The sequence below is a fragment of the Shewanella sp. UCD-KL21 genome (assembly GCF_001957135.1).
Classification (GTDB): domain Bacteria; phylum Pseudomonadota; class Gammaproteobacteria; order Enterobacterales; family Shewanellaceae; genus Shewanella.
Genome location: NZ_MPHK01000001.1, coordinates 334685 through 349219 on the forward strand (window position 1 = coordinate 334685; position 14535 = coordinate 349219).

The 14535-nt window shown below is 41.3% G+C and carries 14 protein-coding genes; 8 read left to right on the forward strand and 6 right to left on the reverse strand.

The genetic code is table 11. The features are described 5' to 3' along the window. The first annotated feature begins 22 nt into the window (after window positions 1-22). The 4 genes from BM739_RS01410 (at window position 23) to BM739_RS01425 (ending at window position 3627) form a co-directional block, all read left to right on the forward strand. Window positions 23-793, forward strand: coding sequence for a tRNA-uridine aminocarboxypropyltransferase (locus BM739_RS01410; protein ID WP_076536773.1), 771 nt, complete (start codon window positions 23-25; stop codon window positions 791-793). Window positions 794-837: 44 nt separating this feature from the next. Then, window positions 838-1161, forward strand: a complete 324-nt coding sequence (locus BM739_RS01415; protein WP_076536518.1) for a hypothetical protein — start codon at window positions 838-840, stop codon at window positions 1159-1161. A 179-nt stretch (window positions 1162-1340) separates the two neighbouring features. Then, on the forward strand, window positions 1341-3347 hold the full coding sequence (locus tag BM739_RS01420) for an ATP-dependent DNA helicase RecQ (protein ID WP_076536520.1): 2007 nt from the start codon (window positions 1341-1343) through the stop codon (window positions 3345-3347). Between the two features lies 1 nt (window position 3348). Beyond that, window positions 3349-3627: a hypothetical protein gene (locus BM739_RS01425; protein WP_076536521.1), complete on the forward strand. Its 279-nt coding sequence runs from the start codon at window positions 3349-3351 to the stop codon at window positions 3625-3627. A 112-nt stretch (window positions 3628-3739) separates the two neighbouring features. Here the strand turns inward: BM739_RS01425 and eco are convergent, their stop codons facing one another. After that, window positions 3740-4303, reverse strand: a complete 564-nt coding sequence (gene eco, locus BM739_RS01430) for a serine protease inhibitor ecotin (RefSeq protein WP_076536523.1) — start codon at window positions 4301-4303, stop codon at window positions 3740-3742. 200 nt (window positions 4304-4503) lie between these two features. On the opposite strand from eco, the gene BM739_RS01435 reads away from it, so the two are divergent. After that, entirely contained in the window at window positions 4504-5478 is a 975-nt protein-coding gene (locus BM739_RS01435) for a GGDEF domain-containing protein (RefSeq protein WP_083698041.1), read from the forward strand. Here BM739_RS01435 and BM739_RS01440 read toward each other — a convergent pair. Both BM739_RS01440 and BM739_RS01445 read right to left on the reverse strand, forming a co-directional pair. After that, window positions 5475-8219 carry a bifunctional acetate--CoA ligase family protein/GNAT family N-acetyltransferase gene (locus tag BM739_RS01440; protein WP_076536526.1) on the reverse strand — a complete coding sequence of 915 codons (2745 nt, stop codon included), beginning with the start codon at window positions 8217-8219 and terminating at the stop codon, window positions 5475-5477. The genes BM739_RS01435 and BM739_RS01440 overlap by 4 nt on opposite strands. 19 nt (window positions 8220-8238) lie before the next feature. Continuing rightward, on the reverse strand, window positions 8239-9036 hold the full coding sequence (locus tag BM739_RS01445) for a LysR family transcriptional regulator (protein WP_076536528.1): 798 nt from the start codon (window positions 9034-9036) through the stop codon (window positions 8239-8241). A gap of 164 nt (window positions 9037-9200) precedes the next feature. On the opposite strand from BM739_RS01445, the gene BM739_RS01450 reads away from it, so the two are divergent. Further along, window positions 9201-9686: a magnesium transporter gene (locus BM739_RS01450; RefSeq protein ID WP_076536530.1), complete on the forward strand. Its 486-nt coding sequence runs from the start codon at window positions 9201-9203 to the stop codon at window positions 9684-9686. Next, complete coding sequence (locus tag BM739_RS01455; RefSeq protein ID WP_076536532.1) at window positions 9683-10756, forward strand: HlyD family secretion protein; 1074 nt, start codon at window positions 9683-9685, stop codon at window positions 10754-10756. The genes BM739_RS01450 and BM739_RS01455 overlap by 4 nt, the downstream gene beginning before the upstream one ends. Before the next feature lie 176 nt (window positions 10757-10932). Here BM739_RS01455 and BM739_RS01460 read toward each other — a convergent pair whose 3' ends face one another. The 3 genes from BM739_RS01460 to BM739_RS01470 form a co-directional block, all read right to left on the reverse strand. Further along, on the reverse strand, window positions 10933-11595 hold the full coding sequence (locus BM739_RS01460) for a YgjV family protein (protein WP_254843438.1): 663 nt from the start codon (window positions 11593-11595) through the stop codon (window positions 10933-10935). A 307-nt stretch (window positions 11596-11902) separates the two neighbouring features. Next, the gene (locus BM739_RS01465; RefSeq protein ID WP_076536535.1) at window positions 11903-13159 is read right to left on the reverse strand and encodes a Y-family DNA polymerase; all 1257 of its coding nucleotides are present in this window, start codon (window positions 13157-13159) and stop codon (window positions 11903-11905) included. Window positions 13160-13199: 40 nt separating this feature from the next. After that, window positions 13200-13607, reverse strand: coding sequence for a LexA family transcriptional regulator (locus BM739_RS01470; protein WP_076536537.1), 408 nt, complete (start codon window positions 13605-13607; stop codon window positions 13200-13202). Window positions 13608-14066: 459 nt separating this feature from the next. Here BM739_RS01470 and BM739_RS01475 point away from each other — a divergent pair, with 459 nt between their 5' ends. Continuing rightward, entirely contained in the window at window positions 14067-14471 is a 405-nt protein-coding gene (locus BM739_RS01475) for a hypothetical protein (protein WP_076536538.1), read from the forward strand. Window positions 14472-14535 lie beyond the last annotated feature (64 nt).

Here is a 14535-nt window from a genome sequence, read left to right on the forward strand (position 1 = left end):
TGTAACCGAGAATAATCCCATGTTGGCGTTACCTCCTGAACAGCAACACGCAGTTCATCGTTTGTATCAATACCGAAAATCTATTTCAACTAAGCCATTTGCAGCCAGAGGGAAAAAACTCATTCGCTGCCAGTGGTGCTTATTGGGAGAGATTTTCTGTACTTGCCAACATAGACAATATATCAATACTGAAGCTCACTTCATGCTAGTTATGTATGACGATGAAGTACTAAAGCCAACCAACAGTGGCCGTTTAATTGCGGATTTAGTCCCTAATACTAGCGCTTATTTATGGTCTCGTACTGAGCCCAATAAACAAATGATTGCAGCGATCAACGACCCCAAATATCAGCCAATGCTGATATTTCCTCAGCAGTATGCCCAAGAAGGGCAATTGGTGGTGAGTCATCCTAGTCAATGTGATAATGCCGCTGCAGATAAAATACCGCTGCTAATTCTATTAGATGGTAGCTGGCGTCAAGCGATCAAAATGTTTCGTAAAAGCCCGTATTTACATACCTTGCCATTGTTTTCTTTTAGCCCTGAAACCTTAGCCAATTACGAATTAAGAAAAGGCAGCCATGATTTTCAGCTATCCACTGCTGAAGTTGCTGCACTGGCCCTTGAAGCAATTGATGAGCCATTAAACTCAAAAGCATTGAGCTCGTGGTTTAATTTATTTGTTGAGTCGTCGTTACTGGGAAGAAATCGTCGTTTAAAAGAAGATATCATTCCCATTGAAAATTATATTCAGCAGTTTGAACAAGCAATGCTAAACGCAGCGGCTAAATAGCGTTTAAATATCACCATAAAAGCAGCGGATGCGAGTGTTACTCTATGTTAGAAAGTAAGTTGATTGTGTTATATCGTCTAGAGCCCGGTTGTTTGGGCCCCGATGGCTTGGAGCACATACAAATATTTTGTGATTTAGCACAGCAAATGCTGGCAAGCCTTGATACAGCAACATGTCAGTGGCTTTTAGAGCCACGTTACAACAAACAACTTGATGAAATGGCGTACTGTTTAGCCAATAACATGTTATCTCGTGAGCAAGCCACTAAATTTATGGTTCGCTTTGGCGATGATTTAGAGCAAGCTCAAGAAGCCTTCGAAGACAAATTAACCTTGTTAATCAATCAATACCTGTCTCGTAAACGCTAACCTAGCTTGTTAATTTCAGCTTTAGGCGCCGATAATACTGTTTATTCTGTTGAGGAATAAAGCCGTGCTCACCTCAGGAGAGTATTTTATAAGTTGTTGTTTTATAAGCTTCAGAGTTTCAATTTTATCCGTATTAGCGTATAATTGCCTTCGCTTTAATCATTAATCTAGGCTCCAGTATGCAAACTCCACCGTTTGATAGTCCTTCGCCATTACTACATGACAACGCCGATTTAATGCAAAAGCTCGAGCAGCAATTTGGATTTAATCAGTTTAGAGAAGGGCAAATTGATGTAATTAAACATATTTTGTCAGGAGCATCTTCTTTAGCCATTTTCCCAACAGGCTCAGGTAAATCACTGTGCTATCAATTTAGTGCCTTACAACTGGCTAATGTCACCTTAGTGGTCTCGCCCTTGCTTGCGTTAATGAAAGATCAAATCGCTTTTTTAAATGCTAAGGGGATCAATGCCGCCAGCATAGATTCAAGCTTAACTTTTGAGCAAACACAGCAGGTTATGCGCGATGTTCGCCGTGGGCATACAAAAATTTTAATGGTGTCAGTTGAGCGTTTTAAAAATGAACGTTTTAGGCAGTTTCTTAGCAGTATTGATATTTCATTATTAGTGGTTGATGAGGCTCATTGTATCTCTGAATGGGGCCACAACTTTAGGCCTGATTATTTAAAAATCCCAGCGTATGTGCAGCAATTTAGTATTGCCCAAGTGTTGTTATTAACCGCCACCGCCACTGAAAAGGTCAAGCAGGATATGGCCAACCGTTTTGCTATTTTGCCGGAGCAAATTGTACAAACGGGTTTTTATCGTTCTAATTTAGATATCAGTATTAAACCTGTTGCTGAAGCCGCTAAGCAAGTGGAGTTAGTCAACACAGTATCGCAATGCACAGGTGCTGGGATTATCTATGTCACCTTGCAAAAAACCGCAGAAGATATCGCGGCTTTTTTAAGTGGTAACAATATTCAAGCCACCGCTTATCATGCAGGACTGGATTCAGATCTGAGAAATCGCATCCAACAGCAATTTATGGATGGTCAAATCAACGTGATTGTTGCCACCATTGCCTTTGGTATGGGGATAGATAAAAGCAATATTCGTTTTGTGGTTCATTACGATTTACCGAAATCTATCGAAAACTACAGCCAAGAAATTGGCCGCGCAGGTCGAGACGGGCAATTGTCTCATTGTATTACTTTAGCCAACAAAGATGGCTTAAATACCATTGAAAACTTTGTTTATGGCGATACGCCAGAAGCCTCAGCGATCACCAAGTTGATAGAACATATCAGCGCTGAAGTTGAACATGGCCGCTGGGAAATGCAAGAGTATGCCATTTCAACGAGCTGTAACATTAAACAGTTGCCGTTAAAAACCTTGTTAGTTCAACTTGAATTAGCCAACGTGGTGCAACCAAGTTTTGCTTATTTTGCTGAGTTTAAGTATCAATTTTTAATTGATAAACAGCAGCTGCTGGCCAGTTTTGATCCCCAGCGCCAAGCCTTTTTGCAGCAAATATTTGAGCATACCCGTTTTAAGAAAATATGGGGCCAACTGGATTTTGATAGCTTATATCAGCAATATGGCGCAGACAGGCAACGGGTAGTAGCGGCGTTAGAATACCTCGCAGACAAACAATATATCCAGTTAGAAACCAAAAAAATAACCCAAGTGTTTAATGTTGATATTAATGCTTTAAGTAATCCAAACCTTATTGCAAGTTTGTCTGATTATTTCCAAAGTAATGAAGTCAAAGAGATAAAGCGTTTAAATCAGCTTATTAGCTTTTTTGAATCAACTGAGTGTATTACTGCTAAATTGGCACGTTATTTTGATGATCAGCAAGCACCCAGTCAATGTGGCCATTGCAGTGTCTGTCGTGGGCACATTGGAGTGTTGCCGCAACAGGCATTAGCGCCAATCACTCAATTAGCGTCATTGCAGCAGTATCTTAATGAGTTTTGCAATCATATGAACGCAAAAGGCATTATGCCGATATCTGTTGCGGTTCAAACTAAATTTCTAGCAGGTATTAGTGTGCCGATTTTTACCCGCAACAAAGTAAAGCAACTGTCAGGTTTTGGTTATTGCAGTCAGTATCGATATCAAGACATCGTTGATTATACCAATCACATAAACGGTAATAACTCAGATATGGGACAAGGTTAATATGAAGAAGAAAGCCGTAGACGCACTACTTAAAAAGCATGAAAAACTTAACCATATTGAAGGGGTTAAAGTTGTTTCCCATACTCAGCGTGAAAAAGAAGAGTGGGTTTTCCATACCTTGATGTTAGCGGGTTACGATGTCGCATTTAAATTTAAGCGAACTAAAAAATATAAGAGCTTGCAGGATCAACTTGTGAGTTTAGTTTATTACCCTGAAGAGCAAACTGTGGCTGGATTCAGTGTAGAGATTATGCAGGTTGTGCGGGTTAAACGTTGTTAAATTATTGCCTTGGATCTAGATAAATATTAAACAGCGTTAGCAGATGCACCATGGTTATTTGGGTTATCTGCTGACGCTTTGTTATAAGGCTGTTTAGCCTTGTCCCCACACATTAATTTGAATAGTGGTAATCACCTTTAGCTTGCCAAATACGGTATCTTAACGTTGCATCTTCAGGTAGGTAAAATACCTTTGGTAAACGGCTATCATAATTGATGGTCAAGCTTTGTCCCATTGGCACAAATTTAGCCGTTTTAGGCTCTTTACACATCATCATAGTACTTGGCCCTGCCGTTATATTATCAACGCTATAAAACGGATATCCCCAGCCTGATAAATTCTGCTCCACCAACTTGCCACTTAGCCTATGGTGATTACAATCTACCATCTTATTTTGGCCAATTTGTATTTCAATTTTATAATTCGCCTCATCATCACGTTGTGCTAATTCAAGTATATGCTGGACTTGCTTAGCCGCTGGCTTTGGAAACATCTTTACATTGTCAATTAGCTGATAATTTTCATGAGTATTTTTATGCATGGTTATCATTGCGGGTTGACTAAATTGGTTAGGCACTGGGCTAGTGGCATAAGCGGGTACTATTATTGTCGCCCACATACTTAATAACGTTGCAATAGGTAGCTTATTTAATTGGTTTTTAAGTGAAATTTTCATATGGTTTCTCTTTTGTAAAATGTTATTGTTGTGCTTGTTATTGTTTTAAACGTACCGAATGCTTAAAAGGGTTATTTTTTTCAATTTAATTTTTTAGCATTTAAGTATAGCGTTACCTTTGCTGGGCTTACATTGACTTATATAAATCATAGGATGTGAAATTGAAGACGAGTTTAGAAAATTCTGCGCAAATACTCAGAATGGCAGTGCCGCAAATGTCAGCGCTTAATATACCGGTTACCCCAGAAAATTATGCCATTTGGTATCAGTATTATGCGGAAACAAATTTAGACTTAAAACGTGCGATCGATGGTTTAATTGCCAATAAAGTCGAGTTTACCGCTGCGGTTAACCAAGGTCTTTATAACAATTTTATTCAAGAGCAGTCTCCTGAAGTCATTGATAATGTTCAAATTGAAACTAAATTACTCATTAATAGCTTATACAGCAAGATAAGTCAGCTTTCTTCTGGTACCAGTGACTTTTCATCAAGCTTACATTCTTTAAACGATGAGCTGCAGTCAAATCCAAGTCCACAATTACTCAACGAGTTAATCGTCAATATTAGCGCTGAAGTGGAGAAGGTGCTATTAAACAATGATTTAATGAAAGCCGACATAGACTCTCTGGGTAATGAATTAACCACCTTAAAAGATGAAATGACCAGTTTAAGTAAAGTGGCAATGACCGATGAATTAACCTCGTTAAATAATCGCCGTGCCTATGAGGTGTTTGCTTTAGAGCAAGTGAGTTTGTTTAGCCATAGCAATATACCTTGTTGCCTATTAATGGTAGATATCGATTTCTTTAAAAAATTCAATGATACTTATGGTCATCTAGTTGGCGATAAAGTACTGGCATTTGTGGCTTTTGCATTAAAACAAACGGTAAAAGGTAATGATTTCGTTGCCCGCTATGGCGGTGAAGAGTTTGTGATTTTATTGCCTAATACTGAGCTACAAGATGCCTTAACGGTGGCTGAGCAAATTAAAAATCGTATTGCAGATAAACAGCTCACCATAGGTAAAGAGAAAAAGCAGCACTTAGGCAATATCACAGTATCGATTGGCGCAGCAGAAATTCACCCTGGAGATGATGGTGAAACCTGGTTAAGCCGCGCTGATGAAATGCTGTATCAAGCGAAATCATCAGGTCGCAATTGTGTCAAAGGCTAATGTTTGTCAGCAGAGTCAATACCCGCTGTAGCTTGCGGGTCAGCTTGATGTTGTGGGAGATCCATATGCATCTTAATCAGGTGCTCATCCATATCAAAAGATACCGTAAAGCCAAGCCCTTTGGCGAGGTTTGCCATACTGCGGTTTTCAAACATGGTAAAGCCCGCTAACACTGGGGTATTAGTGGTTTTATAATAGTTAATCAGTTTTTCTAATAGCATTTTACCTAAACCAATACCTTGATAATCGCCGCGCACCGCCATGGCAAATTCAGCTTCTGTATTATCAGGATCAGTCGATGCTCGCACCGCACCTAAGGTGATAGCCTCACCGTTTTCATCTTCGGCTGTAGCGATAAATGCCATTTCTCTGGCGTAATCTATTTGTGTTAAAACCGCCATTTCCTCATGGGTCATTTTTGAGCGAACGCCAAAGTAGCGTTTATAGCGGTCTTCATCACTGAGTGAATTATCAAAGGCTAAATGCTTTGGTTCATCTTCAGGAAGAATGGGCCTGAGCATCACTTTAAGTCCATTTTTTAAGGTGGCTTTTTGTTCTAACTCTTTTGGGTATGGCATGATCGCTAAGCGCGCTTTGGGATCAATATCAGTGCAATTGAGCTTCATGTTAACGTCAAGCAAGGTAATAGTCTCACCCGCGGCGAGCACAGGGTTAAGATCCAAAGATGCGATTTCAGGGCAGTCGATAATCAGGTGCGATATTTGGGTGAGCATCACACACAATGCATTCATGTCTAAACCAAGAGGCAAATGTCTGTCTCTGAGTTTGTGGGTTTTCAACGCCTGAATAACCATATAGCGCGCCAGCGCCATATTAAGTGGCGGTAGGGCAACGGCTGCATCACGTGTCGGGTCCCATTCTGAGCCGCCTTCACCAAGGCAAATCGCAGGCCCAAATACGGGATCATTAATCACAGAGACTCGCACTTCTTGAGCGCCTGCGGTTAACGCCATCTTTTGCACTATCATGCCATCAATTTCAGCGTCAGGATTAGTATCTTTGACTCTGGAGCTGATGGATTGCGCTGCCTGAAACACTTCTTCTGCATTACTGAGGTTTAGCACCACGCCATGGACATCGGATTTATACATCAAATCAGGCGATTGAACTTTAAGGGCAACAGGAAAGCCCAATTTTTTGGCAATGCTTACCGCTTGCTCCGCGCTGCTGGCAAATTCTGTGTCTATGGTATTTAAGCCATAGGCTTTTAAAATATCACTGGCTTCATGGGTTTCGAGAATATATCTATGATTGGCTTGGGCTTTTTGTAATAAGTCCCGTGCGGTTTTAGTGTCAGTGGGAATATTATCAGGTATAGATTGCGGCACTTCTTGCAGTAGCTTTTGATTTCGGCGGTATTCGACCATATGCATAAAGGCTTTCACGGCGCCTTCTGGAGTTCGATAAGTAGGAATCCCCGCTTTACTAAATAACTTTCTTGCGGTGTAGGCGGAATCCTCACCACTCCAGTTAGTTAAAATATTTAACTTATTTCGATTACTATGGCCTTTAATTACATCAATTAAGCTCTGGGCGATTTGTTCACTTTCTTCTAATGCCGATGGTGAGTGCAATACTAAAATAGCATCCATCTCTTGGCTATCCATCAATATACTTAGTGCTTGGCCATAACGTTTACTGTCAGCATCACCGACAATATCGATCGGATTTTGACCCGACCAGGTTGTTGGCAATATGCCATTTAATTGAGTGATGGTGTCATCGGACAATTGCGCCAGTTTACCGCCTTTAATAATTAGTTCATCAGCGGCTAATACTGCAGGGCCGCCACCATTACTGATGATAGCAACTCGCTCACCTTTTAATGGCGTCGAGTGGGCCAAACTTTCAACTGCGGCAAACAGTTCAATTAAGTCATGCACCCGCAACATACCGCCACGCTTAAAGGCGGCATCATAGACAGCATCATTGCCGCCTTTACCGCCGGTGTGCAACATTGCGGCCTTAACGCCTTCTGCGCTGCGACCTGATTTAATCACAAATATGGGTTTATTACGGGCTGCTGCGCGCGCTGCGGATAAAAAGTGACGTTTCTCACTGATAGAGTCGATATAAAGCATAATCGCGCTGGTGCGGCTATCACGGCCTAAGTAATCCAGTAATTCATCAAAATCAATATCAGATGCATCACCTAAAGATATAAACGATGAAAAGCCGATGTCTTTATTGTTAGCCCAATCCAGCACTGTGGTACAAATGGCTGCAGATTGTGACACAAATGCAATTTTGCCTTTTTTAGCGCCGGTGTGCGCTAGGCTGGCATTAAGACCAATGGTGGGAATAATCATCCCTAAACTATTTGAACCCAATATTCGCATGCCGTAACGTTTGGCGTTTTGCAGTGTTTGGGTTAACAGGCTAACACCATGTTCATCAAACTCATCAGCCATGCCTGAGGCCATAATGATCGTAATTTTACAGCCAAACTGCGCCAATGTTTCGACAATATCTGGTACGCGACTGGCGCGAGTACATATTACGGCTAAATCGGGCTTGATGGGTAATGCTTCAATATTGGGGTAAGCCAATACGCCCATAACGGCAGAGTATTTAGGGGTTACGGGCATAATGGGCCCTGAAAAGCCGCTGGCCAATAAGTTTTTCATCAACACGCGCCCTGCGCGCTTTTCACTATTTGAGGCACCAATAACGGCGATGGAAGTGGGTTTAAATAATGTGTGAATACTTCTTTGGCTCATAATACCCTCAGCATAATCATTAACGCGTGGTAATTGCTTGTAATAAAACGTTTTTACATATCTCTGATAGCCATACTATTTTGGCTTCATGGCGCCGCGATGAACTACAAATAATCGCCATGTCTATGGCGACTTCTTTATCGTGCAATTCAGCATCGATTTTAAAATTATAGGAGTAATGATCGGCCAGTAATTGCCGATGCAAACTATAGTTGTCGGTAATGATTGTTGGATTATGGTTTTCATTTAATTCACGAAAATATTCAACATGCTCATTTAAATCATCAACTAATAGCTTTACAAATTCCCCTTGCTCATTGCCCACTTTAGCAACATAACCTGAAGCGATTTTTTTCTGATACAGCTGCTGCGGTCTGTCTCGCAATGATTGCACGCCGATATCAATGGAGCCGTCGATCAAGCCATCATTGCTGGATTTTCGCCATTGCCTTAACTCTACGGTGGCATTGGTTTGTTTGCGTAATTCATTGATTAGGCTTTTACCCATTAATACCATCAAGGGTTCGCCTAAGTGCACTGAAATGAACTGCAGGTTTTTGGGGTCAAAGTATTCTGGCTCTAGGGCTAAGCTAATTTGCTCGATAGAGCTTTGGATTTGCGGGGCGATTTTATCGGCATAACTGGTGGGTTGTAGGCCATTAGCGGTGCGAATAAATAACGGATCGCTTAGTTCTTCACGTAATTGAGCCAATACTTTTGAGACAAATGATTGTGAGCGACCCAGTTGCTTGGCGGCTTTTTGGGTCGAACCTGATCTATACAGGGTGACAAACACATTCAGTGCATTCAAATCCATGAGATACCGATAAATAAGTGCAATTTAACAATATATTACACTATAAATCCGCAACGGACATTGGGACTAAAGTAAATAGTTCATTTGGAATATCGGTTATTCCATTTGTAATCGCAGATATTGATAACATCCTTGGCATATCTGGTCATTTTATTGGAAGGTCTATGAGTCATGACGTTGCTAACGAGGTGGTAAACCCACCTAAGATAAATAAGTTAGTCTTAGTTTTAAAAAAATTATCATTGTTAGTTTTTTCACTGTTTATTATTGGGCTGTTAAGTTATGGCTTTTCGTTACTTACTCAAATACACGGTAAGCAATTAGTCGAAGACTATTTTGTTAATGGCTACCCCAGCATTTTAACCCTGCTAGATTCTGAATTTTTCATGGGCTTTGTGTTTGTTGTGACCATTATGATCATTTGCTATGTACTGCTGTTATTTTGGAAATTACATGAAGTGGCGGTTCACAAGGCTGAAGCGATGTCGAGCGCCCATACCCAAATTGTGTTTGCCTTATCTTTATGTGGTTTGTTTATTGATAAAACCTGGTGGGTACTGGCGATCATCATTGCTTTTGGTCGTTGGGATGTATTGTCTAAGCGATTATCAAGCATCATCAGCAATGGCATCAAAGGAGATAAATCATGAAAGAGATCATGTTGCCTTACGTGCTAATTATTTGGCTGTTAGTAAAATTAGGGGTCATTCAATGGAACCTCACCAATGCGGTGCGAACCATTGGTTTAGGGATGTTTATTGCCTTTGCATTATTTACCGGTCATAGATTTTGGTCTCCTGCCGATTTAACTGACAGTTCAACTATTAAAGCGCCTCATGCCGTGCTTAGCCCTTTAATTGGACAAGAAGTCGAAAACGTTTATGTGACTCATAACCAATTCGTTCAAAAGGGGGAGTTGATTTACACCTTAGTATCAGTGGATAGCACGGAACAAATCAAAGCGCTTGAAGCCAGTAAAAATGCGGTGCAAGCGCAGCATGCTGCCGCAATTGAGCAAATTAATGCCTTAAACGTCAGTATCAATAACGATGAACGTAACTTAGCGCGTCTAACTGCCTTAAAAGAGCATGCAAGTCAGGTGGACCGCGATAATTTACAGGCGCAAATTGATGCTAATCGTGCCCAAGTGGCGGCCAATGTAGCCCAGCTGGGCGCGCAAACGGCGCAAATACAAGCTATTGAGGCTGATATTGAATCAGCTAAATGGACTGATTCTCGCCGTGAAATACGGGCTCAATATGATGGTCAACTTGCTATTACTAATGTCACCGAAGGCACGCGCTTAGGTAACATGCATTTGTTTGACACCAGTAAGAAGTTTTTAGAAATGCGTATTGCCGATCAATCCTATCGCTATATTAAACCCGGGCAGTTTGCTGAATTTTATGTGGATGCTTATCCGGGAGAAATCTTTAGAGGTCGAGTGCACAGTATTACTTCAGGTACGGGTGAAGCCATGATTAACCCTATGAGCGGCAGTCAAGATGTACGCCAGCATGTGGGTAACAATAGCGGTTCACATGGCCGTACTGTGGTAATTGAGTTTGAAGAGCCAGAAGGCTATGCCTTACCCATAGGCGCCACAGGTTCTGGCTGGATTTCAGCAGAGAAGCCTCATCCAGCATTAGGCTTTATGGATATCATTGGCGCGGCGACTGTTAGGCTTAAAGCGTTAAAGTCATACCTTAATGCGCTTTAGTGAAAGCGTACGAGTGAATACGCTTTCGTTGCGAGCCTGTGTTATTGACATTGAATTTAGCACTAGCACTAGCATTAGCAGACTGAGTTATATGACTCGCTCTTTATTGCTTATTACTGCAGGGTTTATTCATCCTAATTGAATTGATTCAAGCTAACGTCTTTAGCCTTTAACTTTTAGTCTTTTGAGAGTGCCATTTGTGCTGCATTACAGCTTGCAAGGGCACTATTTTGCTTAAAGTGTTCATTAACGTTTTGGTTAAGTTGGTCGTTATAGTAGTCACTAAATTCACGCATAAGCCCCAGTGCCAATATTGCTATTGTCATCACTTGGTAGAGTATTCCTGACCATGACATCAAATATATTGATAGCATTAGGTTTAATCCATTACTGGCAACCATAGCTAATCTTAGCTGGCTGCCTGCTAAGAAGAATAAACTAAAGCTCATCACGACGGCAGCGATAACAGCACACCATTCACTCCAATGCTCAGCCCATAAAAAACCTTGCGCCATAGCAACCGCACTAAAGCACACAGACATGAATAAAGGTGAACTTAACCAACTGGGCAGCTTTGGCTGGTCATCGTTTTTCAAGCTTTGACATAAGCGAAAGCGGATTACATTGACCAGTTGATTGGCCATGCCAAGAAAACTGCCTAATAAGCCTAAATGAATTGCAGTTAGTACTGACGCTATCATATTGCCGTGAATAAATTTGCAGTCTTGTTTTTGGCTATTTGCCCACCAGCCAATGGCCATTGAGATAAAACCAATAAGCTGAAAGTAAAACAGGGGGTCGACAATAAACTGAAAATCAAATGCGGAAAAATCTAACACAGGCAAGCACAATCCAAGAAAATTAAGGATGCGTATTGTCGTTTTTTTCAGCAATAACACAATGGCTAAAACCGCATAATAGCCTCGCTTTTGTGATTAGATATAAAACTGTGAACTGGCGAGTGTTTTTTGAACAATTGACTTTTGCTAAGTTGTATTTTTGTTAGGGTTAGGATCGGTTAGTGTACTGTTTGGGTTTGATATTCGTTATTCTTTTATAGCCAATTTAACGCTAATTTACAGTCAGAACTAAACCTGAAACAGATCAGAATAAAAACCAGCACACGCAAATCAATTTATCACCAATTTAACCACAGTGGATTTGCGGAATATCTTGCCAACAGGTAGTGTATTGCGGGGTTAATAGCTCACGGCGCATATGCCATTTACCTCCAATGCCTTGGGCGGCAACAAATATCGCATCGCTGCCGTAGCGTTGATTTAACTTATCAAAAACCTCCATTAAGGCAGGATCTTTTGCTGGGGCAAATAAGTCTGTTTGCAAATGTTTAACTGGTGATAGATCTAACAGTCCAATCCCGATTTTATAGTAGCGCGTATTGGGGTTGTACAGCTTACGGGCAATCTCAGCGGCGTAACTGATGATTTCACAGTTGTCATTGGTTGGATATGCACAGCGGTAATGATATTTAAAGCCATTAGGCTGTTCATCATAAGGGGAGTTACTGGCAAAGATCAGTATGGTGCTAGCCACAGAGCCTTGCTTTCTGGCTTTGGCTGCCGCGATACCAGCATGTTTACTGAGCGCCTGTAATAATGAGTCGATATCGCTAATACGTTCACCGACACTACGGGTTGAAAAGATCTGCTGCTTATCCGCTCTGGCACTATCCCAGCCTTTGCACGCTTCACCATTGAGCTCTCGTACTGTACACTCGATCTCAATACTAAATTGGCTACGCGCAATACCGAGTTGTAATTGAGCTAAATCCAGCGCGGTGGTGATCCCCATAACATGTAATTTTTTACCGATCCGCGAGCCTATTCCCCATACATCGGTGACTTTCATTGCCGATAAAATGGCATTTCTTTGCTCAATGGATTGGATATAACATACCCCGTTATAGCCATGGAGCTTTTTAGCGGCATGATTGGCCACTTTGGCAAGGGTTAATGTGGCAGCAATACCGACACACACAGGTAAACGCGTTTCTTTCCATACCGCGCGGCGGATCATGGCGCCATGGCTTAATAAACAAGGTATTGCGGGGTAACAATGTTTAAACGATAGAAACGACTCATCAATAGAGTAAATATGTTGCTCAGGTGCAAAGCGGCCAATCACCTCCATCATAGAGTGAGACAAAGAGGCATATAGCTCGTAATTGGAAGAAAGCGCAATCACGCCTGCTTTTTCACAAAAATCGCGCACTTCAAAGTAAGGGCCAAATTTACCCACTCCCAATGCTTTTGCCTGGCGGTTAGCCGCCACAATACAGCCATCGTTATTGGACAGCACCACGATAGGGCGGCCACGCCACTCTGGGCGAAACACTTGCTCGGCGCTGCAATAAAAAGAGTTAGCATCAACCAGTGCATACATAATTTAACTGTCCGTTAGTCGTTAGTTTAATCAACTAATATTAGTTATTAACTAATATCGGGCTTTGGCGATGACAACGGATCGAACGGACCACTACGCCTTCAACACTGAAGTTGTCATACTCTTGTATGGTGACACTCTGGTGAAGATCATTTGCTGATAATAATAATCGCCGCTGGGTATCAATGAGCTTACAGACAAAGTTGCCATTATAGTTCGCCACGATCACATCGTGGTTTTCGACACTGACATGGCGATCAACAATGAGAATATCTTTATCAAAAATGCCGACTTTCTCCATAGAGTCACCGCTGGCTTGGCCAATAAAAGTGGCACTGGGATGCTCAATTAATAGCTCATCTAAACTTAGTGGCAGTTGCCGATATTCAGCCGCAGGGCTTTCAAATCCGCTGATACCGGCGCAGGCAAAAATAGGAATAACCTTCATAAAAATCGACACTCACCAATACTGTATATTTATACAGTATTATAGCCGGCCCCGTAAAATTGGCAATCAATTCCGTAAAAGCGCTGAATAAAGCAGCATTTAGATGGGAATATGTACTGTTTCGAGTCAAGCTAACAAAGTTCTGTAGCTGGCATTCATTCCTACAGTGCGCATCAGTGTTTATGTGTTACTAAAAACAGCCAATAAAAGCTGTAATTAATCGCTTGAGCACATTGGTTAAGATAAACACTAAAAGTTAATTGTTTGTTCAGCTTAGGTTTAGCTTGAGTAAGTAAAATGAGGGTTAAGTTTACTGCGGCGATTTAACTATCTCGAGGAGGCGATGTATCAATAAGCATATGATCAAATAGCTGTCGCAGTAATTTAAACAAGCAATTACTTGAAATCGCATGATGCTCAGCAAGGCTGAGTGCTTACTGACAGATAGGAGTCAATGTGATGAAAAAAAGCTTTATCATTGTAATGTTGGGAATATGTTCTTTTACCGCGAATGCGAGTCTATCAACTCAAAAACCGGTTGTGATTCAAATTGAGCAATCATTAACCCAAATGAATAGCGCCTTGAGTTGCTCAATTGTCTACTCGCATACGCCGATGGCTTCGCAGGCGGATTACTACAAAGGCGTGGCTTACGAACGCTATTCCGATCTAGTAGCGCAACTGGTGTTATCAGGCCAATCTGAAGAGGGCGCAAGGCAAACCGCAATTGAAAAAATTGTCATGCAATCACAAACCATTAAACAGCAGATCGATACAACAAAAACTGGCGCAGAAACAGAGCTAAAACAGCTACTGCAACAAACGGCTAAAAACAATGATTGTGTACATTACGTCAACATTTAAGATGTACGGTCACAATTAAGATGTACGGGCATAGTTAATATTCATAAAGCGATTAATATTTACC

Coding starts and splice junctions, on each gene's coding strand:
- BM739_RS01470 (WP_076536537.1), bottom strand. CDS start 13,607: ATGAAGGTTATTCCTATTTTTGCCTGCGCCGGTATCAGCGGATTTGAA.
- BM739_RS01445 (WP_076536528.1), bottom strand. CDS start 9,036: ATGGATTTGAATGCACTGAATGTGTTTGTCACCCTGTATAGATCAGGT.
- BM739_RS01435 (WP_083698041.1), top strand. CDS start 4,504: ATGGCAGTGCCGCAAATGTCAGCGCTTAATATACCGGTTACCCCAGAA.
- eco (WP_076536523.1), bottom strand. CDS start 4,303: ATGAAAATTTCACTTAAAAACCAATTAAATAAGCTACCTATTGCAACG.
- BM739_RS01450 (WP_076536530.1), top strand. CDS start 9,201: ATGAGTCATGACGTTGCTAACGAGGTGGTAAACCCACCTAAGATAAAT.
- BM739_RS01475 (WP_076536538.1), top strand. CDS start 14,067: ATGAAAAAAAGCTTTATCATTGTAATGTTGGGAATATGTTCTTTTACC.
- BM739_RS01425 (WP_076536521.1), top strand. CDS start 3,349: ATGAAGAAGAAAGCCGTAGACGCACTACTTAAAAAGCATGAAAAACTT.
- BM739_RS01455 (WP_076536532.1), top strand. CDS start 9,683: ATGAAAGAGATCATGTTGCCTTACGTGCTAATTATTTGGCTGTTAGTA.
- BM739_RS01415 (WP_076536518.1), top strand. CDS start 838: ATGTTAGAAAGTAAGTTGATTGTGTTATATCGTCTAGAGCCCGGTTGT.
- BM739_RS01440 (WP_076536526.1), bottom strand. CDS start 8,219: ATGAGCCAAAGAAGTATTCACACATTATTTAAACCCACTTCCATCGCC.
- BM739_RS01420 (WP_076536520.1), top strand. CDS start 1,341: ATGCAAACTCCACCGTTTGATAGTCCTTCGCCATTACTACATGACAAC.
- BM739_RS01465 (WP_076536535.1), bottom strand. CDS start 13,159: ATGTATGCACTGGTTGATGCTAACTCTTTTTATTGCAGCGCCGAGCAA.